Origin of the sequence: Desulfoprunum benzoelyticum, assembly GCF_014201505.1 — a bacterium.
GTDB classification, from domain to species: Bacteria; Desulfobacterota; Desulfobulbia; order Desulfobulbales; family Desulfocapsaceae; genus Desulfoprunum; species Desulfoprunum benzoelyticum.
Genome location: NZ_JACHEO010000031.1, coordinates 1 through 25,506 on the forward strand (window position 1 = coordinate 1; position 25,506 = coordinate 25,506).

20 protein-coding genes are annotated in these 25,506 nt (G+C 60.7%); 11 read left to right on the plus strand and 9 right to left on the minus strand.

Translation table 11 applies throughout. The annotated features are described in order from the left end of the window. Positions 1-450: 450 nt before the first annotated feature. Positions 451-2,514 carry a hybrid sensor histidine kinase/response regulator gene (locus HNQ81_RS16425; protein ID WP_221270895.1) on the plus strand — a complete coding sequence of 688 codons (2,064 nt, stop codon included), beginning with the start codon at positions 451-453 and terminating at the stop codon, positions 2,512-2,514. A gap of 39 nt (positions 2,515-2,553) precedes the next feature. Next, entirely contained in the window at positions 2,554-3,435 is an 882-nt protein-coding gene (locus HNQ81_RS16430; RefSeq protein WP_183352401.1) for a TIGR02285 family protein, read from the plus strand. A gap of 125 nt (positions 3,436-3,560) precedes the next feature. On the opposite strand, the gene HNQ81_RS16435 is transcribed toward HNQ81_RS16430, so the two are convergent. Further along, a complete protein-coding gene (locus HNQ81_RS16435; protein WP_183352402.1) occupies positions 3,561-4,580 on the minus strand; it encodes a hypothetical protein in 1,020 nt (339 codons plus the stop codon). Positions 4,581-5,004: 424 nt separating this feature from the next. Between HNQ81_RS16435 and HNQ81_RS16440 the strand changes: the two genes are divergently transcribed. Further along, positions 5,005-6,342: a putative sensor domain DACNV-containing protein gene (locus HNQ81_RS16440; RefSeq protein WP_183352404.1), complete on the plus strand. Its 1,338-nt coding sequence runs from the start codon at positions 5,005-5,007 to the stop codon at positions 6,340-6,342. Between the two features lie 102 nt (positions 6,343-6,444). Here HNQ81_RS16440 and HNQ81_RS16445 read toward each other — a convergent pair whose 3' ends face one another. After that, on the minus strand, positions 6,445-6,789 hold the full coding sequence (locus tag HNQ81_RS16445) for a CGGC domain-containing protein (protein ID WP_183352406.1): 345 nt from the start codon (positions 6,787-6,789) through the stop codon (positions 6,445-6,447). Positions 6,790-7,043: 254 nt separating this feature from the next. On the opposite strand from HNQ81_RS16445, the gene hisC reads away from it, so the two are divergent. Next, positions 7,044-8,105: a histidinol-phosphate transaminase gene (gene hisC, locus HNQ81_RS16450; protein WP_183352408.1), complete on the plus strand. Its 1,062-nt coding sequence runs from the start codon at positions 7,044-7,046 to the stop codon at positions 8,103-8,105. Between the two features lie 12 nt (positions 8,106-8,117). On the opposite strand, the gene HNQ81_RS16455 is transcribed toward hisC, so the two are convergent. From HNQ81_RS16455 to HNQ81_RS16470, 4 genes are read right to left on the minus strand one after another with little or no spacing between them, the layout of a single operon-like run. Beyond that, positions 8,118-9,290 (minus strand): ABC transporter permease, encoded by a 1,173-nt coding sequence (locus tag HNQ81_RS16455; RefSeq protein ID WP_183352410.1) that lies wholly within the window; start codon positions 9,288-9,290, stop codon positions 8,118-8,120. After that, on the minus strand, positions 9,287-10,447 hold the full coding sequence (locus tag HNQ81_RS16460) for an ABC transporter permease (protein ID WP_183352412.1): 1,161 nt from the start codon (positions 10,445-10,447) through the stop codon (positions 9,287-9,289). Before HNQ81_RS16460 ends, HNQ81_RS16455 begins: the two co-directional genes overlap by 4 nt. Further along, positions 10,447-11,424, minus strand: coding sequence for an HlyD family secretion protein (locus HNQ81_RS16465; protein ID WP_183352414.1), 978 nt, complete (start codon positions 11,422-11,424; stop codon positions 10,447-10,449). The genes HNQ81_RS16460 and HNQ81_RS16465 overlap by 1 nt, the downstream gene beginning before the upstream one ends. Continuing rightward, on the minus strand, positions 11,424-12,860 hold the full coding sequence (locus HNQ81_RS16470; RefSeq protein WP_183352416.1) for a TolC family protein: 1,437 nt from the start codon (positions 12,858-12,860) through the stop codon (positions 11,424-11,426). Before HNQ81_RS16470 ends, HNQ81_RS16465 begins: the two co-directional genes overlap by 1 nt. A gap of 301 nt (positions 12,861-13,161) precedes the next feature. Between HNQ81_RS16470 and tdh the strand changes: the two genes are divergently transcribed. The 3 genes from tdh (at position 13,162) to HNQ81_RS16485 (ending at position 18,353) form a co-directional block, all read left to right on the plus strand. Continuing rightward, on the plus strand, positions 13,162-14,196 hold the full coding sequence (gene tdh / locus HNQ81_RS16475) for an L-threonine 3-dehydrogenase (protein WP_240191822.1): 1,035 nt from the start codon (positions 13,162-13,164) through the stop codon (positions 14,194-14,196). Between the two features lie 9 nt (positions 14,197-14,205). Continuing rightward, a complete protein-coding gene (locus HNQ81_RS16480; protein WP_183352417.1) occupies positions 14,206-15,423 on the plus strand; it encodes an aminotransferase class I/II-fold pyridoxal phosphate-dependent enzyme in 1,218 nt (405 codons plus the stop codon). A 317-nt stretch (positions 15,424-15,740) separates the two neighbouring features. Beyond that, entirely contained in the window at positions 15,741-18,353 is a 2,613-nt protein-coding gene (locus HNQ81_RS16485; RefSeq protein WP_183352419.1) for a glycosyltransferase, read from the plus strand. Between the two features lie 54 nt (positions 18,354-18,407). Here HNQ81_RS16485 and ftsH read toward each other — a convergent pair whose 3' ends face one another. From ftsH to HNQ81_RS16500, 3 genes are all read right to left on the minus strand, one after another. Then, a complete protein-coding gene (ftsH, locus tag HNQ81_RS16490) occupies positions 18,408-20,210 on the minus strand; it encodes an ATP-dependent zinc metalloprotease FtsH (RefSeq protein ID WP_183352421.1) in 1,803 nt (600 codons plus the stop codon). A 237-nt stretch (positions 20,211-20,447) separates the two neighbouring features. Further along, entirely contained in the window at positions 20,448-22,274 is a 1,827-nt protein-coding gene (locus HNQ81_RS16495) for an LTA synthase family protein (RefSeq protein WP_183352422.1), read from the minus strand. 57 nt (positions 22,275-22,331) lie between these two features. Beyond that, entirely contained in the window at positions 22,332-22,655 is a 324-nt protein-coding gene (locus HNQ81_RS16500; RefSeq protein ID WP_183352423.1) for a J domain-containing protein, read from the minus strand. A gap of 212 nt (positions 22,656-22,867) precedes the next feature. Here HNQ81_RS16500 and HNQ81_RS16505 point away from each other — a divergent pair, with 212 nt between their 5' ends. From HNQ81_RS16505 to HNQ81_RS16520, 4 genes are all read left to right on the plus strand, one after another. Next, entirely contained in the window at positions 22,868-23,311 is a 444-nt protein-coding gene (locus HNQ81_RS16505; RefSeq protein ID WP_183352424.1) for a four helix bundle protein, read from the plus strand. Positions 23,312-23,394: 83 nt separating this feature from the next. Next, a complete protein-coding gene (locus tag HNQ81_RS16510) occupies positions 23,395-24,219 on the plus strand; it encodes a tetratricopeptide repeat protein (protein WP_183352425.1) in 825 nt (274 codons plus the stop codon). 206 nt (positions 24,220-24,425) lie between these two features. After that, positions 24,426-25,232, plus strand: a complete 807-nt coding sequence (locus HNQ81_RS16515; RefSeq protein WP_183352426.1) for a type IV toxin-antitoxin system AbiEi family antitoxin domain-containing protein — start codon at positions 24,426-24,428, stop codon at positions 25,230-25,232. After that, positions 25,229-25,465 (plus strand): hypothetical protein, encoded by a 237-nt coding sequence (locus HNQ81_RS16520; RefSeq protein WP_183352427.1) that lies wholly within the window; start codon positions 25,229-25,231, stop codon positions 25,463-25,465. Before HNQ81_RS16515 ends, HNQ81_RS16520 begins: the two co-directional genes overlap by 4 nt. Positions 25,466-25,506: the final 41 nt, after the last annotated feature.

Genomic DNA, 25,506 nt, shown 5'->3' on the forward strand with positions numbered 1-25,506 from the left:
GCCCCAAAGGGCCCTGACATCCATCCTGTCAGGGCCCTTTCCCTTTTTCTCTAACCACTCCCGCCTCCCGCTTCTCCCCTAATCCGCCTCTCCACCTAAGGACTTCATTCTCTTGTTCCCGATCATCGCCACCTTGTTCGTATTTTCATTTCTTCTCAGAAAATCCTTTCGTATCGATAATCGAATTTTCTCCTATCTATATTCCTGAGCTTGAGTTTCAATGAGATTTTCAAGTTATTTCTCTTTATGTCTCTGTAACCAATGAGTCTACTATCGTGCTCCCATCAGTTTCTCTATTGCTAACCACCAGGCGTTCTGCAACAATGCCAGATAAATATGCATGCTCAATATTCCAACGGACCATCTAAGACAGTTCACATTTTGACCAAAGCCAGCATAGGGCTCAATTCAATTGACCATACAAGACAAACCCGTAATTGAATCAGAACAATGTTCTTGACACGTTTCACATCTCAACTCCTTCTTTGTTTCGTGATCTTCACGATTGTTTCCGTTGGTATTGCAACAGTCTATATAAAAAATATCTATTCATACGATATCGATCAGTTCAAAGTTCATTCTACCATTATCGCCGATGACGTCTGGGCGGTAAACCCCGCCGGGGCAAATCCTTACCTGCAACTTGCGATTGAAGTTAATTCTTATAAATATCTTTCCGTTACTCATCTGGGCGGCGAACCCTTCACTCATCTCACCAGTCCTCCCCTACACCGGTTTGAGCAGATACTCCTCAACCTGAAACTCATCTGGACGAAGAAAATTTCCGCTGACATCATTTTCAATAACCAGAAAATCGGCATCATCGAGGGCGAAAAATATGTAAAAGCCATCTACCCACTGACAAATATCATGATCTTTCTTCTTCTGATCATGATAACTATCGTTTTTTTCATCTATTTGTATTCAAACAGAAAATACCTTGAGCAACAGATTTCCGAGCGTACCAGGAATCTACAGGAAAGCGAACGGCGATTTCATGATCTGGTCAATCTCCTCCCGGAAATGGTATGGGAGGCCGACTATTCCGGGAAAATTATCTACGCCAACCAGATAGCCGTGCATCGGCTCGGTCTTTCAGAACGTCAGGGGCAACCGGTGAACTGGATCGGTTTTGTCATTCCCGGATTACAACAGCAAGCCGCCAGGTATTTCGAAGCGTCGCTTCGTGGCGATGACTCTGGACTGAAAGAGTTCCACTTTGTGTGCGGAGAAGGGACGGAGTTCCCAGTACTTCTCCGATCTTCTCCAATTCTCCAAGGTCAGATCACAATCGGCACCCGGTTCATCGCTATCGATATCAGTGATCGTCATGCCTTGGAAGAACAATTGCGACGTGCGCAGAAAATGAAGGCGATAGGATTGATGGCGGGAGGTGTCGCCCACGATCTCAACAACATTTTATCGGGCGTGATCAACTACCCTGAGTTGATGCTGCTCGACCTTCCCGGTAACAGCCCGCTCCGCCGTCCGCTCCAAGCCATTCGCAAATCAGGTATGCAGGCGGCCGAAGTAGTTTCGGACCTCCTCACAGTCGCCCGGGGCGTAGCGGCCGTCAAGGTGGTTATCGACCCACGATCCCTGATTCGTGAATATCTTGATTCACCTGAATTCCTGCAACTCACTGCCTTCAATCCACACATTTCCGTTAAGACGAAATTTTCTACCGATATCCACCCAATCTCATGTTCGCCGATACACGTCAAAAAATGCCTGATGAATCTCGTCACCAATGCGTCCGAAGCCATCAAAGGCAAAGGAACGATCACAATCGCCGCTTCCAACCGTTTCATCACCGTTGAACCAAATGATGATGCGCCAATGGCCGCAGGTGAATATGCGGTCATAACCGTCAAAGACAATGGCCCTGGTATCCAGGCCAAGGATCTCAAACATATTTTCGAGCCTTTTTACACCAAGAAAACTATGGGCCGCAGCGGGACCGGATTGGGACTTGCCGTTGTCTGGAACACCATGAAGGACCATGACGGAGCCGTCACCGTCGTCAACGATAAAAACGGCACGACCTTTGAGCTCCACTTTCCAAGAAGCCACGGACAACAAACACTGCAGAAACAATCAGTAGACCTCTCCTCGTATCGAGGGTCGGGGCAAACCATTCTCGTGGTCGATGACGAGCAGCAGCAACGGAATATAGCCGTCGAGATCCTTACGAACCTGGGCTACAGGGTTTCAGCCGTGGCGTCGGGGGAAGAGGCGGTGTCTCGCGTGCTGGAGACGCCCTTCGACCTGATAATCCTCGACATGATCATGGGGGCGGGGATGAATGGGCGGGAAACATACGAAAAGATCATTGCCATTCACCCCGGACAGAAGGCCATCATTTCGAGCGGTTTTTCTCGGGATACGGAAGTCAAGGCAACCCAGCGACTGGGAGCCGGAGGGTTTATCAGTAAGCCTTTTACGATAGAACAACTCGCTAAAATCGTATTCAACGGACTGCATGCAACCGTACCAAGTCCCCATATCCCTTAGCATGGTCAAATGACCGGAGAGCCGTCCAGGGGAGTTATCATGTCGTTATCTTCCAGGCACCTCAACACATTTTTTGTCATTGCTATCGCTATATTATGTTCATCCCAACCTTCCAGTGCCAAGGACTCGATCCGTTGGCTGGAGGCACCCGCCCCGCCTTTTTTCATTCACGAGGGGCAGTACAAAGGTCAGGGCTACGAGGACCTGGTCACCGACATTATCACCGAGAACCTGCCGCAATACTCCCATAGCCGCACTATCGCCAGTATCACCCGGCACTACTACGAGTTTGAGCAAGGCAACAAGGTCTGCAATGTCGGCCTGTACAAGACCCCTGAGCGCGAGAAGTTCATGCACTTTTCCATTCCCAGTTTTTTCACCTATCCGTCGGTGCTGATCATCGATAAATCCAAATGGCCCTCTTTCGGCAATGCCAAGAAGTTGAAACTTCAAGATATATTGAAATCCAAACAGTTGATCATCGGCCGGGGGGAAAACCGTTCGTACGGGAGATTTGTTGACGAGGTCCTCAACCGCTATGGAACACAACAGAACATTTTCGCCTTTGAGGGACAGGAACTGTCCCTCCATTTTTTCGAAATGCTGAAACTCAATCGACTCGACGGATTGATAGGCCTGCTGGAAGAGGCCATGTACCAGGCGGAACGGCTGGGAATCCGTGATCAGATTATGACCATCGATATTGAAGAGAACCAGGGAAACCGCGAATCATGGCTCAGTTATGTCGCCTGTTCGAAAACCGAGTGGGGGAGGAAAGTGATCGATGATATCAACCATGTCCTGATAAAGCAGAGACCGAGCCCCAGATATCGAGCCGCCTACGAGAGGTGGCTCGATCCAAGCAGTCATGAGGGCTATAGAAAACTTTACGAAAAGGTTTTCCTCTCTGTAACCCGATAGCACAGCGGCAAGACGCCACCGGGAATCCCGGTTCAGCGTGCGCCGGCAGAAGCCGGGAAGACGCTCTCTTCCTCCCTCTGCCGAGTATGCACCGATCAACACGCCTCAGCCTGCCTGCGTTCTCCTCAATGAATCAATTCGATACGCAGGTCATAGATCTCCACATCATCATACGGAGTGGACGAGTCGCTTTCGTCAATGGCACACTTGACCATGATTTCATTGAGACCGGAATGAATATACCCCGTGATGTTCAGCGAACATGCTTCCACATTCCAGGCGGTATTACCGGGATTGCACAGTTTTCCCGCCAGTTTGCCATTGATATAGATCGGATTCGCCACCTTCGAGGCAGCGACGGTATAGTTGAACATTGCCGACCTGACACTGTTGACGTTATTGATTGTAAAGGTGTCCGTCCAACTCAGCCCACTCGGCCTGCTCTGTTTGAACTTATCGGGATGGTTGCTGTTATAATCACTATCATCGCCGATTCGCACCAGATCGGCAAGGTGGATAACATCCGTATTGCCGGAAGTTGGAGCTGAAGTCGGCGCCGTTGGGCTGTCGGAATCAGAACCGGAACTCCCGCCGGCGGCAGCGGCAACCCCGACGGCAATGGCAACACCGGCTCCGACGAGAACCGGGGTGCTTACCGAGTTTTCCTTGGTGGTTTTGGGCGCGGGAGCGGTATTTCCTTTACCGGGGGTTGTATCATCCGGCGATGCGTTCATCGCCAGGAGAGTGTGCCCATCAATTGCCGGGATTGACTGCTCAGGCGGTGGACTTGGCGGTTTCTCCTGTATGGATGAGACGACACCCGCTCTTCCCGAATCATCCATCATCGCAATGGCAACAGAACCTGCTTGCTCCTTTCCGACCGGCGACAACTCATCGTCGTCCGCCCCTTCCCATGGCACGTTGCCGTACGCCTCCGCTGGATATATCTTCCCGGGATCCTCACCCAATGGCTCCTGTCCAACGGTCACCGCCAATTGGTCCAATATTTCCTTAACATCATATGATTTTTCCCCTGCGATCCACCTGTCTGCCGCCTCCGCCCAATTTGCTCCCGGCTGGAAGAGAATCGCCATCCAGAGGGCGGACATGACCGCAACACGAACAAATCCGGTTTTAACTCCCATTCGGTCCCGCATTTACCACCTCCCGATAAAATGAATAAGCAATGGAGCTCAATCCATCCTGCCGTCTGGCGATCGCCTGCAGCAAAGATGCATTCACATGTTATGCTCTTCCAATTTGACCAATATTTGCAAGGAAAAAATAAAGTTACGCTATATGTCTGTTTTTTTGCGTCGGCCATCGGTACTGTCATTTTCTCCCCCCGTTGGATATCCATATCGGCTTTCGTCAATCAACTCCCGCAATCCGACCTGGCCCAAAGCCTTGGCGATTCTCTGGCATTCCCTCAATAACTCTCTTATTTTCACGATATTGGGAATGCATGCACTCACTCCCTCGTGTATAATAAAGGATTATCATCGAGCAAGGCGATGAGATTGGGTTGACGGCTGTCTTCCGCCTGCTCCAACCAGGGATTTGTGTTGCATGCACTCATCAGCGTTCCAGCTCGATCAGCAGTTCATCAATCGACTGTGGGAAAGGATAACCCGGCCGCAGGAAACCTCGACGACCGGGTCGGAATTCAGCACCGTTTTTCTCAAAGGGAATATCCCCTCCCTCGAACATCTGGCGCTCATCATCGACGTCGCCTACTGGGCCAGCTACGCCACCGAGGAAGGAGCCCCGGTCGTGGCCTCGATCATGCTCAAACAATCAGAGCATACCTCGGACACCTTCCACTTCGACAATCCCCTCGATTTTTCATCGAAAACTCTGGTGAAACTGGGGCCAGCCCTGGAGAACCCGAGGGCCGATATCGGCATCTGGCCGGATCAGAACGGGACGATGAAAATATGGGGCTTCATCCCGAGTTCTCATGAACCGATCAAACCGGATTTCTGGATACAGATCCTCGGTCCCGGACGGGTTCTCATAATGTACAGCGGCAGGAGCATCGCCGCCCTGACCGGCAACCAGGCCGTTTTCATCGATCCCCGCGGCATATTTCAGACCTTGATGCCCAAGATAGCGGCCCAGGCCCATACCAATGACATCAAGCTCCTCAATCTCCTGCGCTACAATGCGATCCTGAAGATCGTCCAGCAGACGCGGGCCCACGGCAAGGGCGGCATCATCCTCGTCGTCCCCGACAACACGAACTGGACACAGTCGATCAAGCTGCCGATCAAATATACCGGCGGCGCCAACTTTCTCGATATGGATTTGGGCCAGGTAAAACCGCCTTCAGACAGTTCCAACCTCGATCAGGTCATCAGTCTCATCGAGGATTTGAACCTGCCGCACCAGAAGGACTGGGTCATGGCCTGGCAGCAGGTGCAGCAGCAGATCAGCCGCATCGCCCGGCTGACTGCCGTCGACGGCGCCCTGGTCATGAACTTCGACCGCTATGTGTACTGCTTCGGCGCCAAGATCCGGGCTCAGAACATCAAGGCCTCTTCATCCACCCTCCAGATCATCGAACCGTTCGACGGCTCGGCCAACCGGACGATCCCCTATTCGAGCCTGAGCGGCACCCGGCACCAGTCCGCCGCCCAATTCGCCTTCGACCAGCCGGGCTCGATCGCCATCACCGCCTCACAGGACGGCAATGTCACGATCTTTACCCGCAGCGACCACTCGGACACCATCCACACCATCCAGCACGCGGAGCTGATCCTACTCCACGAAGGGCTCGGCGGATCGCTCTGGAACCTTTCGCTTTTTTCGGAACTTGGGTGGTTTGAAAAAGAGGTCGAAAAGACCGGCAAGAATTACCTTTCCGCCGTCATCCGCTGGATGAAGAATACCCTGCATCGAGAGTAGATCGTGCCCCCTGCCCTGGAACGGAGGCGGAATGTGAGACGGGACACACAAGATGGGGAACTTCCCGGATCCGACACGACAACCCGGGAAGTTCCGTCACAATCAATGATAACTGTGGGTGCCGAGGATGACCGTGACGCCGGTCTTTTCTTCGATCATCTGCGCCTTCTCTTCCGGGGTGGTGTAAGGGCAGCCCGGTTTGGCGTTGACCATGCAGGAACTGAGATAGATCTCGTCCGGTTTGATCTCCGAAAGCTTGATTGCCATGCCGGTGTTCGGCACCAGCGTCCGCCCGGGACACTCGCACTTGACGAAGGATACCACCGCTTTCGGTTCACCGAACTTGCCGTCACCCTCGGCCGCCGCCTTCAGGCAGCGCCATTCGCCGGGGCAACCGTATCCTGCATCCATGTATGATCCGCAACCGATTATCGCCACTTTTTTCATGTCCGACTCCCTTTACTGGTGGTAGATTTGAGGCAATCCATTCGCCCTGAGGCCCGTCAAAGCATTGGTAGTAACAGGCATTCACACATAACCCTAGCGCGCCGTTATTTCCCGCGCAAGCCCTTTTTCACGTTTGCCCGATACCGCCTGCCACCCCCCTCGCCGACATCCGAATACGATTGACATTCGAGGCGATATCGGACAAATAGCAGCTGATCGATCAACCCGCACAGACAAAAAAAGGACAGCGTACCATGAGCCGTTTCTGGAATCCGATCCTCCGCGATCTCAAGCCCTATGTGCCCGGCGAGCAACCCAAGGCCGATCGCCTGGTCAAGCTCAATACCAACGAGAACCCCTATGGCCCGTCGCCTCGGGCCGTCGCAGCGATCCGGGCCGCCGCCGACGACAGTCTGCGCCTCTATCCCGACCCTGAAGCCACCGTTCTCAAAGAGGCGATAGCCCGATATCACGGGCTGTCACCCGACCAGGTCTTTGTCGGCAACGGCTCCGACGAGATCCTCGCCCACACCTTCCTCGGTCTGCTCAAGCACGACAAGCCGCTGCTCTTCCCGGACATCACCTACAGTTTCTACCCGGTCTACTGCGGCCTCTACCAGGTACATCATGAACTGGTACCGCTGCGGGACGATTTCACCATCAATCCCGACGATTACCAACGGGAAAACGGCGGTATCATCATCGCCAACCCCAACGCCCCGACCGGCCTCGGCCTGCCGCTGGCGGCAATCGAACGGATCCTGGCGGCCAATCCTCATTCAGTCGTCGCCGTCGACGAGGCGTATATCGATTTCGGCGGGGCGAGCGCCTTCGGCCTGATCGCCGCCTACCCCAACCTGCTGGTCATTCACACCCTGTCGAAATCACGCTCCCTGGCCGGGCTCCGGGTCGGGTTCGCAATGGGGCAGCGAGAACTGATCGAGGGCCTCGAGCGGGTCAAGGACAGTTTCAACTCCTACCCCCTCGACCGGCTGGCCATCGCCGGGGCCGTGGCGGCGATGAACGATCGGGCCTATTTCGAGGAGACGAGACACAAGGTCATCCGCACCAGGGAGGAATTGACCAGCGGCCTGCAGGCCCTGGGCTTCAAGGTGCTGCCGTCGCAGGCCAATTTCGTCTTCGCCCGCCATCCGGCCCACGATGCGGCGGCACTGAGCATGAGCCTGCGGCAGCGGGGAATCATCGTCCGCCATTTCCGTCTGCCGCGGATCGACCAGTTCCTCCGCATCACCATCGGCAGTGACGAGGCGTGCGCCGAACTGGTGACCGCGCTGGCTGAAATCCTCAAGAACTGAACGGGAAAAAATTCAGGTCGGCTGCTGCCGACCGGGGGACGGCAGTCCCTGCCCCCGGCCGAGCAGCCACCAGGCGAGCAGGCCATAGGCCAGGGCCTGCAGCCAGAGCTGGCCTCGAAGGGGCAGGATCGCAGCCGGATCGGCCGCCATCTGATTGAGGAGGATGAAGGCCTTGATCGCCGGAATCGCCGGCACGATCTGCACGGCTTGATTGAGAGCGTCGGGAATCGCCGTCTCCGGCCAGATGAAGCCGGAGGCGAAAACCAGCGGCATCGACGACAGCAGCACCACCAGGGTCACCCGCTCCGGCTGCGCCAGCAGACGGCCGAGAACGATACCGACCGCGGTCGCCGCCAGCAGCAGGGGGACGATCAGGGCCCACAACGCCTCGAGTGCGGCCAGCCGAGCGATGCCGTACATCGCCAGGGCCGGTCCGAAGTAGTAAAGGGCCAGGCCGGTATAGATCAGGCCGAAGACCAGGCACCGCCCCAGCAGCAGCCGCCAGGGCGGACACCGCCGCCAGTACCCCGCCGCCTCGCCGTTCCTGTCCCCGATCTGGCCGGCGGTCAGGATCCCCGCCGCCATCACCAGGGTCTGATGGAGGATGAGGACGAAGACCGCCGGAATCACGTACTGCACATAGCCCATCCCGGCGTTGAAGACCGGCCGGACATTCAACCGCACCGCCGTCAGCTGCTCCCCTATCCCGGCCGGCGGCACCCCGGCCCGCAGCAGCTGTCCGGCCCGGGCCTCGGCCGCCATCGTCCGGGCGGCGGCGTTCATCCCCTCCAGGACCGTGCTGGAAACGAGAAAATAGGTGGCGTCACCGGCCAGGGCCAGCACCGGCTGGCGACCGAGGAGGAGATCGCGACCGAAGTGCTCCGGAATGACCAGGATGCCGGCCAGGTGCCGCGCCAGCAGCAGCCGCCGGGCCTCGTCGAGCGAAGCGGCCCGGGCGGCGAGACGGACCTGGGGGGTGGCATCGATGAACCGTTCCAGTCGCCGGCTGAGCTGGGAGCCGTCGAGATTGACCGCCACCACCGGCTGTTCGCTCGGAATCTCGCGGAGGTAGGGCAGCGGATAAAGAACGGAGTAGAAGAGCACCCCGATAAAGACAATCAGCACAATCGCCGGGTTGGTGAGAATAGCCCGGCACTCTCCGGCCAACAGCCGATACCAGCTCATGACCTGGACTCCACGGCAGCTCCGCGGCTCCGCAGCATCCGCACCCGGAAGGCGATCGGCACGACGAGGATGAAAAAGAGCAGCAGGCAGCCGAACTGCGGCAGCATCGCCGCCGGTGCCAGGCCGTAGTTGGCCTGGCCGACCTGGATTTCGATATAATGGCTGATCGGCAGCAGGCTGCGCCAGCCCCGGGCCAGCGGGGTCATGTCGCTGGCCGGGAAGGTGATCCCCATGAAGGCCAGGCCGGGGGCGGTATAGGCCGCCACCAGGCTCAGCGCCCGGGTGGCGTCGAGGGCCAGCAGCATCAGCAGGATCCCGGCGACCTGGCAGGCGACGACCGTCAGCAGTTGCGCCGCCGCGAGAACCAGCCAGCTGCCGTGCATCGGCCAGCTCAGGATCCCGTGCACCCCGCCGAGATAGAGCAGCCCGTGGCCCCAGAAGCAGGCCGTGCCGGGCACGATCCTGGCGGCCAGCGCCAGGAGCGGGGCCGGGGCCAGCCAAATCGGAAGCTCCCCCTTTCTCAACTCGGCGGCAAGCGCCATTACCGTGGCGGCGACGATCAGGATCTGCCAGAGTGCCGGGATGATGGCGACCACTAGAAAGCGGGCGTAGTTCATGCCGCTGTTGAACAGCGGATTGAGCTGGCCGGCCAGGGGGGTCACGACCGCTGCCGGGTCGACCGACGGCGATCCCAGGCTCAGGACCTGGACGGCGTCGACGCCGCCGGCGGCAGTGGCGTGGGCCTGTTGCAGGGCCGAGGTGACGAGGCGGCCGATCAGCAGGTACTGGCTGTTGACGAAGACCGTGACCTGGGGCGAGCGGCGGTGCCGGCTGTCCTCCTCCAGCGCGGCGGGAACGACCACCAGGGCATGGATGGAGCCGCTGCGGAGGGCCTGTGCCCCGGCGGCGACCGCGCCGAACCGGTGCGTCACCGCCAGGGTCGGGCTGGCGTCATAATGGCGGACCAGGTGACGCGACAGAGTGCTGCCGTCGAGATCGACGATCCCCACTGCCAGGTCCCTGGCCAGGCCGGCGCCGAAGATGGCCCAGATGAGCGCGAACATCAGCGGCGGCAGCCAGCCGAACAGAGCCAGCAGCCAGCGGTCGGCCGCCTGCAACCGCCATTCCCGGCCCAGCTGCGACAACACCGGGGCCATCAGCGGTCGACCAGCACGCTCATGCCGACCCGCAGCCCGGCAATGGTCGCGACCGGCCGGGCCTCGACCTCGAAGCTGCGCATGTCGAAGTCCTGCCCCGACTGGGTCGAGCGCCAGATCGCGAAGTCGCCCAATGCCGCCACATGACTGACCCGGAAACGATAGGTCCCCTCACCAAGGGCGGGGATCCTGGCGGCAAACTCACTGCCGCGGCCGAACCGCCGCAGCTCGTCCTCCCGCACCTGGAACACCGCCCAGACATCGGCCATGTCGATCACCGTCACCACCGGAAACCCCTGGGGCGCCAGTTCGCCGCTCTGCAGCATGACCTGGCTCACCTCGCCGTCGAAGCGGCTGACAATGGTGGTGTCGGCAGCCACGGCCTCGACCTCGGCCACCGCCCCGGCGGCCATCCTGGCCTTGCCGGCGGCTGCGGCCTTCTCCTCCTCGCGGCTGCCCTCCTCGGCCATCAGGAACATCTGCCGGGCAGCGGCGGCGGCATGGCGGGCGGCCTGCATCTGGGCGTAGGCCTCGTCGCGCTTCTGCTCGGCCAGGACCCCGTCGCGGTAGAGGGCATCGAGTCGGGCGAAGGTCTTGGCCGTCAGCTCCGCCGCCGCCTGGGCCTGCTGCCACTGGTCGCGGGCCGCCGCAACCTGCTGGCGCCGGGCCCCCCGCTCGGCCTCTGCGGCCAGGGCTTCGGCGGCATCCTGGCCGGCCCGGGCCTGGGCCAGCCGGGCCTCGATCTCCGGGCTGGCCAGGGTGAAGACCAACTGGCCGCGTTTGACCGTGTCGCCCTTACGCACCAGGACCCGGTCGATCCGCCCCGCCACCTTGGAGGCAACGGCATACTGCTGGGCCTCGATCTGGCCCTGCAGCGGTTCGGCCGTCGGCCGGTAGGCCTTGACGAAGGAAAACAGCAGCCAGGCAGTGCCGGCGACAATCAGCAGAAGTAGCGGGATAATCTTCAGGTAACGCATCAGTGCACCTCGAGGAGATGATCGCGCTGATAGCCGCCGAATTCGTCCTCCATCCCGCTCAGCGCCAACAGACGGGCGAGGGCGACGACGTAGGCATAGGCGGCGGCGGAGCGCTGGCTTTCGATACCGGCGAGGAACAACCGGCTGTCGACGACATCGAGCGAGGGCGACAGACCCTGGTCGAAGGCCTTTTCCCGCAGGCGGAGGTTTTCGGCGGCCAGTTCCAGGCTGGAACCGAGGCCGTCGTATTCGGCCAGGGCCTGACGGGCCTGGCGGTAGGTCTGCTCGACCGCAACCGCCAGATCCTGCCGCGCCTGCTCCCGCACCAGGCCGACCTGCCTGACCGATGCGCGGGCGGCGGCAAGGCTGCCGGAGCGGCCGGAGCGGTCGACCAGCGGCAGCGTGATGCCGATCCCCGCCAGCCACTCCGGCGACAATTCGTTGGCCAGATACTCGTCCTCGTAGAGGCTGTAGGTCCCGAACAGGGCGATCTCGGGATGGTATTTCCCCCGTTCGACCCGCACCAGCCCCTCGGCCTGCCGTGTCCTGGCGTCATAGACCGCCAGTCCCGGGTACTTGGCCAGTGTCCGCTCGAGCAGCAGCGACAGCGGCGGCAGCTCGGGGTTGATGAACAGCGGCGATACCGGCAGCACGCCCTCCCCGCTCTTCAGCATCCGGGTCAGGGCGACGCCGGCGATCTCCAGGTCATGGCGGGCCCTGGTCTCGTCAACCCGGGCCTTGTCCAGCGCCGCCTCGGCCTGGAGGCGTTCGACCCGGGCGATCTGGCCCCGCTGCTCGAGGAGGACGGCATGGTCGCGATGGCGGCCCAACCCCTCCCGCGCCCCGGTGCGGGTCTGCAGCACCTGCTGCGCCAGCACCACCCCGTAGTAGACCTGGCTCAGCTGCTCGAACCGGCGGCTGCGATGCAGGTCGAACTGCCGCTGCGCCTCCTCGTGCCGGGCGGCGGCGATCTCCTGGACGGCATCGATCCGGCCGCCGGCATACACCGGCCACAGCCCGGTAATGAAGCCGGTCCGCAGGTCGCGGTCGGCGATCCGCGAGGTCAAGCCGGTTTCGACCTGGGTCGGGGTCAGACCGTAGGTCCGGCCGAGCCCGGCCACCAGCCCGCCGAGGGCGGTCCCCGCCGGCATGCTGGCAAGCAGCTCGTCCGGCCCCAGTTCCACCGGCTGATCGAGCCGGGTGTACTGGGCCCGCAGATCGACCTGCGGGTAGTAGAGCCGGCGGGCCTCCTGCCGGTGGTACTCGGCCTTGGCGATCCCGACCCGGTCGGCCGCCAGACCGTCATGCCGCGCCTGCACCTGGTTCCAGGCGTCGGCGAACGACACCTCTCCCGCCCCGGCCAAGGTCGGCACCAGCCAGGATCCCATCAGGACGGCGATCAGCCCGGCCCGAATCGTCTTCATCCTCTTGTTCATCGCCTCCATTCTCTCCATCACTCCGGCGAGTTCGTCAATCCGAAGCCACCAACGCCCGGATTCTTTTGCCGACAGGAGATCCTGTCGACGACGGCAAATCTATATCCATCCACCGATTCCGGCAACAGTGAATATCCAGTTTGCGTGAAAGTCAATCTCGCCTCTCCCGGCAACGGCGGTCGACAGGACAAAAACCCGGCCCCAGCCTTGCCTCGGCCGTTTTTCTGGTGTACTCCATCAACAGGGGGCGGGGACGGGGGACGAGATCACCGAACGACGGGACAGTCGCAAGGAGCCGATGATGAAGAAGATGCAGGCGCTGGTCAAGACCGAAGCGGGCGTGGGCCTCAGGCTGATGGAGATTCCGATCCCGGAGCCGGACGGCAACGAAGTGCTGATCAAAATCGTCAAGACCGCCATCTGCGGTACCGACGTCCACATCTACAACTGGGACCCCTGGGCCCGGAAGACGATCCAGGTGCCGCTGACCATCGGCCACGAATTCGTCGGGGTCGTCGCCGCGGTCGGCGATAATGTTCATGACTTCCGCCCCGGCGACCTGGTCTCGGGCGAGGGCCATCTGGTCTGCGGCCACTGCCGCAACTGTCTCGCCGGTCGCCGCCATCTCTGCAACAGGACCAGCGGCGTCGGGGTCAACCGGGCCGGGGCCTTCGCCGAATACCTCACCATCCCGGTGACCAATGTCTGGTACTGCGACCGGGCAATCCCGACCGACATCCTCACCTGCTTCGACCCCTTGGGCAACGCCGTCCACACCGCCCTGTCCTTCGACGTCCTCGGCGAGGACGTGCTGATCACCGGCGCCGGCCCGATCGGCTGCATGGCGGCGGCCATCGCCCGCCTGGCCGGGGCCCGCCACGTCGTGGTCACCGACGTCAACCCCTACCGCCTCGACCTGGCCAGAAAACTCGGCGCGACCCTCACCGTCGACGCGGCGAAGGAGGATCTGGCCGAGGTCCAGCAGCGGCTCGGGATGCGCGAGGGCTTCGATGTGGCGATGGAGATGTCGGGCAGCCCGGCGGCGCTGCAGGCCATCCTCCCCAACATGTGCCACGGCGGCAAGATCGCAATGCTCGGCATCATGCCCGGCGAGACGGCGATCGACTGGAACACCGTGGTCTTCAACGGCCTGACCATCAAGGGCATCTACGGCCGCGAGATGTTCGAAACCTGGTACAAGATGACGGCGATGATCCAGACCGGCCTCGACATCAGCCCGCTGATCACCCACCGCTTCCACTTCACCGAATTCGAGCGGGGCTTCGAGGTTATGCGCTCCGGATCCTCGGGCAAGGTCATCCTCAACTGGGAATAGGGGGACACAATGGCACTGGAAAGGCTGGACGCGGCATTGACCGTGGAACTGCAGCACCTGAAAGACGAGGGTCGGGGCAAGGCGCCGGAACGGGTTATCACCGGCTGCCTCCCCCCCGACGCAACCCACGGCCGGCGCTATACCCTCGAGGGCTACGACCGGCCCTTCCTGCGGATGAACTCCAACTCCTACCTCTCTCTCTCCTTTCACCCGACCCTGCTGGAGGCCGCCGACCAGGCCGGTCGCCGCTACGGGGTCGGGCCGGGGGCGGTGCGGTTCATCGACGGCACCTCTACACCCCACAGCGCTCTCGAGCAGCGGATCGCCGGCTTTGTCGGCTGCCCGGCGGCGCGAATCTTCAATTCCGCCTACACCGCCAACTGCGGCCTGGCTCTGACCCTGGCCACCTCCCGGACCCACTGGATCGGCGACCAGCTCAACCATAACAGCATCATCAGGGCGATGCGCATCGCCGGTGTTCCCGGCGCCAACAAGGGGATCTACCGCCACAACGATATGGACGACCTGCGCCGTTGCCTCGACGAGGTCGACCCGGTGATGGAGCGGGTGGTGGTGATCTTCGACGGGATCTTCAGCATGCGCGGCGACCACGCCCCGATCGACCGGATCGTCGAGCTGTGCCGCGACTACCACGACAGATTCCGCGACGGGGTGATCACGGTCGTCGACGACTCGCACGGGATCGGCGCCTACGGGGCGACCGGCCGCGGCACGGTCGAGTTCTGCGGCGCCATGGCGGATATCGTCGTCGGCACCTTCGGCAAGGCCTTCGGCGTCAACGGCGGCTTCATCGCCGCCAGCGCCACGATCGTCGAGGCGGTACGGCAGAAGGCCGACACCTATATCTACACCAATCCGCTCGGCGCCGCCGACTGCGCCGCCGCCGCCGGCGCCATCGACATCTGCGACAGCGGTGAAGGTCTGGCCCTGCTCGCCAACCTCCAGCGGCGGACCGGGCAACTGCGGGCCGGCCTCGCCGCCCTCGGCCTGGAATCGATCCCCGGGCCCCACCCGATCGTGCCGCTGCTGGTGCGGGACACGACCGCGACCCGGCGGCTCGTCGAGCGGCTGTTCGAACACGGGGTGCTGGCGGTCGGGCTTACGTATCCGGTGGTCCCGCAGGGCGACGAGACCATCCGCTTCCAGGTCAACGCCGGCCACACCGCGGACGATATCGATTTCCTGCTCAGCCATCTGGGCGTTTAAGCGTTTAAGCGTTCAAGCGATCAAGCGATTAAACGTTTAATCGTTTAATCGTTTAATCGTTTAAACGCTTCCCCCCCCTTTCCTTCGCTGCGCCGCTGTGCTATATAGACGGCCGGACTTCAGGGACCAACCGGTTGTTCGGCCCACATCCCCTTCTGGCCCCGGCGGTGAATTCACTTGACGGGACAGACACCGCCATGTAACCATGTGTTGATACATAACTGTTCCATTCCACACGAATTCATCCCAATGAGGGGCCTGCGGCCGACGGGGAATTTCTCCCGCCGCACCGGCTCCTGCCGCAAGGATAGACCCGCATGAACCGTTCCGGAATTTTCATCACCATCATCATGGGTGGGCTCGCCGCCCTGCTGTGGATGCTGGTCAACTCGCCCGATATCGAACCGCCCTGGCCGGACATGGTCCAGGGTTTTTCCTTCTCGCCCTACCGCGCCGGTCAATCGGCCGAAACCAACATCTTCCCGAGCGAGGCCGAGATCGAGGAGGATCTCGCCCTGCTGGCCGGCGACTCCCATGCCGTCCGCTCTTACAGCGTCAAGGGGACACTGGCGGCCATCCCCCGCCTGGCCGCGGACAAGGGACTCAACGTGGTGCTCGGGGCCTGGATTTCGAATATCGACAAGGACAACGAGGAGGAGATCGACAAACTGATCAAGGTGTACCGGGAGAATCACCGCAACATCGTCCGGGTGATCGTCGGCAACGAGACCCTGCTCCGCACCGAGCAGACCGTACCGCAGATGATCGAGCACCTCGAGCGGGTGCGCAAGTCGGTGTGGGCCCCGGTCAGCTGCGCCGAACCCTGGCACATCTGGCTCAAGCACCCGGAGCTGGTGGAGCACGTCGACTTCATTGCCGTCCACCTGCTGCCGTACTGGGAGGGCATACCGGTCGAAGAGGCCGTCAACTACTGCGTCCTCCGTTACAACGAACTGCGAAGGGAATATCCGGACAAACCGATCGTCATCACCGAGGTCGGCTGGCCGAGCAACGGCCGCACCCGTGAACAGGCCGTGGCCAGCCAGGCCAATCAGGCCAAGTTCCTGCGCCGCTTCCTCGCCACCGCCGAGAAGAACGGCTACACCTACTACGTCATGGAGGCCTTCGACCAGGTGTGGAAGAAGTCGGCAGAAGGTGAGGCCGGGGCCCACTGGGGGGTCTACAACGCCAAACGCCTGCCGAAGTTCTCGTTCCGCGAACCGCTCGTGGCGGTGCCGCAGTGGCGCGACCTGGCGGCGATCAGCATCGCCATCTCGGTGGTCCTGCTGTTCCTGCTGTTCCGCGACAGTGGCACGATGAAGACCTCGGGCCGCGGCTTTCTCGCCGTCATCGCCTTCTCGATCGCCACCTTCGCGGTGTGGATCGTCTACGATTTCTCGCAGCAGTACATGTCGACCAGCGGCCTGATCGTCGGCATCGTCCTCTTCTTCGCCGCCCTCGGGGCCATCGTCGTCATCATCGCCGAGGCCCACGAATGGGCGGAGGCCCTGTGGACCCGGGACTGGCGCCGCCTGCCGCACGCCGATACGGATCAGGCCATAACATTCCACCCCAAGGTCTCGGTCCACGTCCCGGCCTACAACGAGCCGCCGGACATGCTCAAGCAGACCCTCGACGCCCTGGCCGCCCTCGATTATCCCAACTTCGAGGTGCTGGTCATCGACAACAACACCAAGGACCCGGCGGTGTGGCAGCCGGTGGAGGCGTACTGCCGGGAACTGGGGCCGAGCTTCCGTTTCTTCCATGTCGACCCGCTGGCCGGCTTCAAGGCTGGGGCGCTCAACTACGCCCTGCGGGAAACGGCTCCCGATGCCGAGATCATCGCCGTCATCGACAGCGACTACATCGTCGACCACAACTGGCTCCGTGACCTGGTGCCGCAGTTCCGCGATCCCAAGATGGCGGTCGTCCAGTCACCGCAGGACTACCGCGACGACACCGAGAACGCCTTCAAGGCCATGTGCTACGCCGAGTACCGCGGCTTCTTCAATATCGGGATGATCACCCGCAACGAGCGCAATGCCATCATCCAGCACGGGACAATGACCATGGTCCGCCGCTCGGTCATGGACGAGATCGGCGGCTGGGCCGAGTGGTGCATCACCGAGGATGCCGAGTTGGGCCTGCGGATCTTCGAAAAGGGCTATTCCGCCACCTACCTGCCGCACAGCTACGGCCAGGGCCTGATGCCGGACACCTTCATCGACTTCAAGAAGCAGCGTTTCCGCTGGGCCTACGGGGCGGTGATCATCGTCCGCCACCACCTGATGAAACTGATCGGTCTCGAATCGACCAACCTGACCCTGGGGCAACGCTACCACTTCATCGCCGGCTGGCTGCCGTGGTTCGCCGACGGCATCAACCTGCTGTTCAATTTCGCCGCACTGGCCTGGACCGTCGGCATGGTGCTGTTCCCGCTCTACGTCGCCCCGCCGCACATCATCTTCGCGGTCCTGCCGCTGACGCTGTTCGTCTTCAAAAGCCTGAAGATGTTCTTCCTCTACCGCCGCCGGGTGGCGGCCAACATGCGCCAGAGCCTGGCCGCCGGCCTGGCCGGGCTGGCCCTGTCGCACGTCATCGCCCGGGCGATGGTCACCGGCTTCATCACCCGCGGCATCGGCTTCTTCCGCACCCCGAAACGGGCCAAGGCCAACGCCCTGCTCCAGGCCCTGCTCGACTCCCGTGAAGAGCTGCTGTTCCTGATCGCCCTGGTCCTGGCGGCCTATGCCGTCCAGCAGCGCGCCGACGGGGGGATGCTCGATATCCGGGTCTGGGCCCTGATGATGAGCGTCCAGTCCGTCCCCTACGCCGCCTCGGTACTGGTGTCGCTGATCAGCGGCATGCCGTGGCTGTCGTCCCGACTGATCGGCAAGATGCGGCCGCTCGAGACCGATCCGGGCCGTAAATAGCAGACGATCGGTTGCGGCCGCCGCTGACCGTAGCCGATCGTCCCTCCATCCGGCTCAATCTTCCTTCACCATCCGGATGAACTCCTCCTCCAGCAGTACCTCTTTCTCCAGCAGCAGTTCGGCGATCGCCGCAAGCGTGTCCCGGCGCTCCGTCAGCATCTCCATGACGTGCTGGTGCCGCTGATCGAGGATATCTCTGGCCTCGGCATCAATCCGGGAGGCGGTTTCGTCGCTGAAGTCTCTTCCACCGCCATAACCGTGCTCGGTGGGGAGGAAAACCGGACCCCGCTGCCGCGGATAGGTCGACAGGCCAAGGGTCTTGCCCATCCCGTACTCGACGATCATCGCCCGGGCGATATCGGTGGCCCGCATCAGGTCGTTGCCGGCCCCGGTCGTGACACTGTCGAAAAAGATCTGCTCCGCCACCCGGCCACCGAGCAACACGTCGATCTTGGACAGCAGTTCGTCGGCGCTCATCAGGTAGCGGTCCTCGGTCGGCCGCTGCTGGGTATAACCGAGGGCGGCGAGGCCGCGGGGGATGATCGAGATCTTGTGCACCGGCTCGGAACCCGGGGTCAGGGTGGCGACCAGGGCATGGCCGACCTCGTGGTAGGCGACGATCTTCTTCTCCTGGGGGTTGATGACCCGGTTCTTCTTCTCCAGCCCGCCGACGATCCGGTCCACTGCCTCGTCAAGATCGGCGGTCGCGACCTTCTTGCGCCCCTTGCGGACGGCAAGCAGGGCCGCCTCGTTGACGGCGTTGGCCAGATCGGCGCCGGTAAAACCGGCGGTCTTCTGGGCGATGGTCCGGATATCGACGTCGTCCTCGAGCTTGACCTTCCTGATATGGATCTTCAGGATCTCTTCACGGCCGTTGACGTCGGGCCGGTCGATCAGCACCTGACGGTCGAAGCGGCCGGAGCGGAGCAGGGCCGGATCGAGGACCTCGGGGCGGTTGGTCGCCGCCATGATGACGATCCCCTTCTGGGTATCGAATCCGTCCATCTCCACCAGCAACTGGTTCAGGGTCTGCTCGCGCTCGTCATGGCCGCCGTAGCCGCCCGCCCCCCGCGCCTTGCCAAGGGCATCGAGCTCGTCGATGAAGATGATGCAGGGGGCCTTATCCCTCGCCTGATCGAACAGATCCCGCACCCGGGCGGCGCCCATGCCGACGAAGAGCTCGACAAACTCCGACCCGCTCATCGAAAAGAACGGCACCCCGGCCTCGCCGGCGACGGCCCGGGCGATCAGGGTCTTGCCGGTACCCGGCGGGCCGACCAGCAGCACGCCCTTGGGCATCTGGCCGCCGACCTCGAGATAGCGCTCCGGCTGGGCAAGATAATCGACGATCTCCTGCAGTTCCTCCTTGGCCTCATCGGCGCCGGCGACATCGACAAACCGGGTGTCGATATCCTTTTCGCCGACGATCTTGGCCTTGTTCTTGCCGAAATTCATGATCCCCGCCTGGCCGCCCTGCAGCTTCCGCATCAGGATGTACCAGATGCCGAAGAAAAGCAGAATCGGCACGAACCACGACAACAGGGTCTTGACGAAGGTGTTTTCGACCTGACCGGAGAACTTGACGTTATGATCGGCCAGCTTCTGGGTCAGGTCGGAGTCGACCCGGACGGTGGAGAAGACGACCTCGCCGTCGCCGGTCTCGTTCCTCATCTTGCCGCTGATCCGGTCCTGGCCGATGGCGATCTCGATGACCTTGCCCTGCGTCAGCGCCTGGATGAATTCGCTGTAGGGAATAACTTTGGCGCGGAACTGGTCGAAGATCAGGCTCTGGAGCAGAAGCACGCCCCAGATTGCCGCCAGAACGTACCAGACATTGAACTTGGTATTGTTTTCCATGTGCGTTCATCTCCCGAAGGTTCTCTCTCCCGAAGTCTGGCCGGAATCGAAGATCCTCACCGTTTCCGCCCGACAACTGTTGCAGGCAACCGCAACCCACACCAAACGATATATCCCTCAATTTCGAACAGCAAGAGATACTTGCAGAAAATTCCAGAAACGGGATTGCGGCGGAGAGACCCGCAGGTCATCGCGGCAATCAGGAAACGGTCAGGCCGACGGCATTCCACCCACCCATCAATCGTCTACGACGAAGGAAGACTTGCGCCGATCCGCGGTCAGGACAAACTGCGACCCGCTGAACAGATCGCGACCAACGGTGACCAGGGCCTGCAGCCAGCGATCGGTGCCCGCGCACTGCTCCGGCTGCTGCCGCTCCTGGCGACAGACGATCTGCCGGCCATCGCCGCCCGCCCAGTACATGCCGGGCAACGGCCGGACGACGAGCCCCTCGGGCGGGGTCGACAGCCTGATGTTGTCCGGGGTGGGCAGGCCGAGGAGATGGAGGATCAGCGCCGGCAACCGGTACATCGGCAGGTCGCCGAGGGGAAACGGTCCGCGGCGGCCGTCGATGACCACCAGCGGGGTGGCGGTCAGGGTGTAGACCATCTTGTCTGTCATTGTCGCCCGGTTGTCGGTCAGCAGCTGTGAGCGCAGGTAGCCGTAGAACCCGGGACCGAGAAAGGGCAGGTGGTCGCCGAACAGGACGATCAGGCCGTCAGGGTCGTCGCGGCGCAGGGTCTGAAGGAAATCCATCAGCTCGCGCGACTTGTAGTACAGCAGGTTGACGTAATTGTTGAGCAGGGCATTGCCGTCGGTGGTGGTGATGGTCTTCGGCCGGGCAGCGTTGAGGGGGTAGTCGACATGGCCGAAATAGGTCAGCAGAAAATTGAACACCGGCCGGTCGCGGTCGGTGCGGCTGCCGATCTTGGCCATGGTCTGACGGTAAAGCGAAGCATCGCTCAGAAAATCGCCGTTGAGGTCGTCGAGGACGAAGTCGCGGTCGGACCAGTAGGTGTGAAAGCCGATCCGCCGGTAGGCGTTGACCCGGTTCCAGAACCCGGCGACATTGGGGTGCGAGGCGATGCTGCGGTAACCGGCCTCCTCCAGGATCCGGGGCAGGCAAGGGGCCTGATTGCGCAGGCCGGACTCGAAGAAGACATGGTTGTCGGTCACCGGAAAGCCGCACAGGGATTCGAACTCGGCATTGGCGGTATAGCCGCCGAAGATCGGCGACAGGACATGGGAATTGCCGGCCTGCCGCCACAGTTCCCGGAACCGCGGATCGAGCGGGTCCATCGACAGGCCGGAACCGGTGAGCAGGGCGGCGTCCCAGAACGACTCGAGGACGATCATGTGGACATTGCGCGAAGGTGACGCCGCCGGCACCGCGCTGTCCCCGGCCGCGGTCGGCCGCAGCACCGCCAGAGCCGCCTCGACCTCCGCCGCCGACGGCAGACTGCCGTTCCTGACCCGATGCCGCAACGATTCCTGGACAAGGTGGATGAAGACACCGCGGCTTTCCAGATTGCCGCGCTGGTTCCAGACGCTGTTGCCGAACACCTTGTCCATCATCGCCACCGCCGGTCCGGCCTGGTGCAGGGTCCCCCAGACAGCCACGACGTACAACCCGAGCAGCAGCCAGGTCCGACTCCGCCGCCAGTTGATCGCCAGCAGCAGCAGGGCAAAGGGCACGGCAACGATGGCGATGGCCCCGGCCAGCTGCCGGCCGGAAAGGAGCATGAAGAGATTGGGCAGGGCGAGGAAATCATCCGGCATCGCCGGGGTCCCGTAGAACTGGATCTTGGCGGCATTGCAGAGGTTGATGGCGGCGACGAACGCGGCGACGGTCGGCAGGGTGAAACGCAGCCGCCCCGACAGGCTGTAACAGAGGCCGGCAAAGATCAAGTGTGCCGCCAGGTCCCTGGCCAGGGCCGCCGGCTCGAGCGCGACGTCAAAAACGAAGCGGCTGACCCCCTGGATCAGGGCGTACCAGAGAACGACAAAGATCGCGAGGATGGACCACCGGGCGGTCCGGGAAAGTCTGTCCGTATGCAGTTTCATGCCGCTATCCACGCACGACCTCGGGCCTCGCAATCAAGATCCACTCCATCGCCCTCATCACTCCTCCTCCCCCTTCTCGTCCTGCCACATCGGGGCGTTGCCGAACCGCCTGAGCCACCATTCCTCGGGGGTCAGATGCCGTTGCGCCACCTCCTCGGCAAAGGAGTACTCGTATTCGCTGCAGTAGCGGCTGATGACCTTATAGGCGGCGATGATCGCCCTGGTACGAGCGGCGCACTCCTGCTGATCGGCGCCGCCGCAGAGGTCCGGATGCCACTTCGCCAGCAGCCGCCGGTACTGCGCCTTGATCTGCCGCATCGTCGCCGTCTCCGGCAGTTCAAGGACCCGCCGGGCCGCGGAAATTTCTGCAAATGTCTGCATCAGGCCTCCATTGATACGCACATTGTATGTACTGGCCGGATTTTTGTCGACCGGATTCGCGCCGAGCCATCGATCCGCCGCCAATGTCCGGCCAGGAGCGCTTTTGCCGGTTGTCCCGCTCCGCTCCCGGTGTTAGGATGGCGCGATCAAACGATTAAACGATTAAACGATTGAACGATTGAACGATTGAACCTCTCCCTGAAGTGATGACTATGACAAATTTTGAAGACCTGGAAATCTGGCAGCTCGCCCGCCACCTCACCGGACAAATATACCAGTTGACCCGCAATGGCAATTTTGCAAAGGACTACAGCCTGTGCAACCAGATCCAGAGGGCCTCTGTCTCAGTGATGTCCAACATAGCCGAAGGGTATGAACGTGGCGGCAACCAGGAATTCATTCAGTATCTGGCGATTGCCAAGGGAAGCTGCGGCGAGGTCCGCTGCCAGCTGTATATCGCCCTCGATCAGAAATATATCGACAAGACGGAAGCCGACAATCTGCTCGATCAGCACCGGAAACTCTCCATCATGATCTACAAGTTCATGGAACACCTGAAAGGAAGCAGATTCAAAGGCGCAAAATACAAGGCTCCGAAACCGGACCCTGAACTCGTCGAATTTGAAGCCCTGTTACAGAGTTATTTGAAAAAATAACCGCTTGACCGCTCAAACGTTTAAACGCTTAATCACTTAATCGCTTAATCGCTTAAATCCATAAAAAAAGGCAGCCACCAACCATGCAACTCGATCTATTCAACTGGGATCACATTGAAATCGGCGTCGGCCGCAACAGCCTGGCAAGGCTTGACTTCAACGATGCCCGACATCGTTTCAACCTCGTCCTGTGCGGCTTCCCCAACCATCCCGAGGCCGCCCAAAGCATGAAGGAGCTGCTGTACTGGGAAAAAACCCTCGCCGAATTCGAGGCCCTTCCCCCCGAAACCGCCCCTCCTTTCCTCTGGGCCGCCATACGCCGATTCCCCTTCGATGCCGCCGACTATTCGCAACAGCTGCGGCGCTCCCTGATCCAGCGCCTGCTGACCGCCCTTGCCGACCGGCCGACATTCTACGACCCTCCGGATCTCTGCAGCGGCTATCTCCACCTGCAACTCGGCGATCTCGCCGCCGCCGTGACGGCCCTGCGATCCCTGATCCAATCCCGCCCGGACAGCGGCCTGCCCCATCTCTACCTCGGCGAGGCGCTCTATCGCCAGGGACGGACGGAACGCTCCGGTCCCTGCTACGCCAGGGCGCTGCTCCTGAACCCCGAGGCAATTTCACCGGAAGCAATCAGCCACCAACCGCTGGCCGAAGTCATCAAGGAGTACGGCCCTTCCCTGGCGCCGATCCACGCCTTCCTCCAGGGGATCCTCCCCCTGGTGGCGGACGACTCCCTGCCGGTCACCCCCGCAACCACGATCTATAAAGCCCTGCAGCAGGCCGAACAGGCCCGGCGGGAGAACAGACACCAGGACATGATCGCCGCCCGCCGCGACCTGAAAAACCTGTCGGCCGATATTTTTCGAGAGTATCTGGACACTTTGGAAGACTCGACCGTATAACAAGGTTGAATGTCCGGAAACGACATTATGGTCAGCGAAAAACAAAGAGATACGCATGAACCGGCTCGACTCGAAAATTTGATGAGCAACACATAAAAACCTGTGGGTTACTCGTGGTTTCCTTAAAAAAGTTTTGTTTGATAAAAAAACAAATAACCCATAAAATGACTATGGGTTAAGTGAATATATATCAAATTGGTTTTACCATGAAACACGAAGAGTTTTTCCGAAAACATCCGGTGTTCACTGGCGAAGAGTTGGAAAGGCACCTGTCGGCCACAGAGAAATCAGGCCACAGAACCAGAGAATCCCTGCTGAATTATCACCGGAAAACAGGACACGTCGTTCTCATACGTCGTGGGCTGTATGCAGTCATCCCACCAGGAGCCGATCCGGATCTGTACCCGGTCGATCCTTTTCTGGTAGCCGCAAAGCTGACCAAGGACGCCGTGCTGGCATACCATACGGCCATGGAAATTCATGGACGCGCTTATTCTGTACAGGAACACCTTACGTATTCGGCGGCCCGCCCTGTTAGGCCTGTGACTTTTCGTTCCCGATTTTTTCGCGGTGTCAAGTTTCCCCGGGCACTCAGTCGCGCAGGAAGAGAAGATTGTGCTGTCATCACTGTTGATCGTGCCGGTTTGGACGTCCGGCTAACCAGCCTTGAGCGGACACTGGTGGATGTTCTGGACCGACCGGATCTCTCGGGAAGTTGGGAGGAAATATGGCGTTCTCTGGAGTCAGTGGAATTCTTCGATCTCGACAAGGTAGTGGAATATACGCTCCTGCTCGGCAATGCGACGACAACGGCAAAGGTTGGCTTCTTTCTCGAACAACACCGTGAATCCTTGATGGTGGAAGAATACCATCTCAAGCCGCTTCATGATCATCGCCCGCGGCAGCCACATTACCTTGATAGTTCAAGCAGGAAATCCGGGAAACTCGTCGCAGATTGGAATCTGATAGTACCTGTCGCCTTAATCGAACGGACCTGGGGGGAAGTTCTGTGAAAATCTCTCGTGAAAAGCTGGCATCCCAAGCGGAAGCGACAGGATTCAGGCCGGATATACTGGAAAAGGTAGCCCACCTGCTGGGCAGTCATGGCATTCTGCATATGGGAAATCTCGACCAGGATCGTCTGCGGATAGCCTTTGTTGTTTACGGTGCCATGAACCGCAAGGACTGGAGAACGGTATCCGTCAAAATAACCGCATCTGTTTTTCCCTGCACTGAGCTGTCATAGTGGGACCACCTTTTATCATGGAGGAGCTTCACTATGAACAT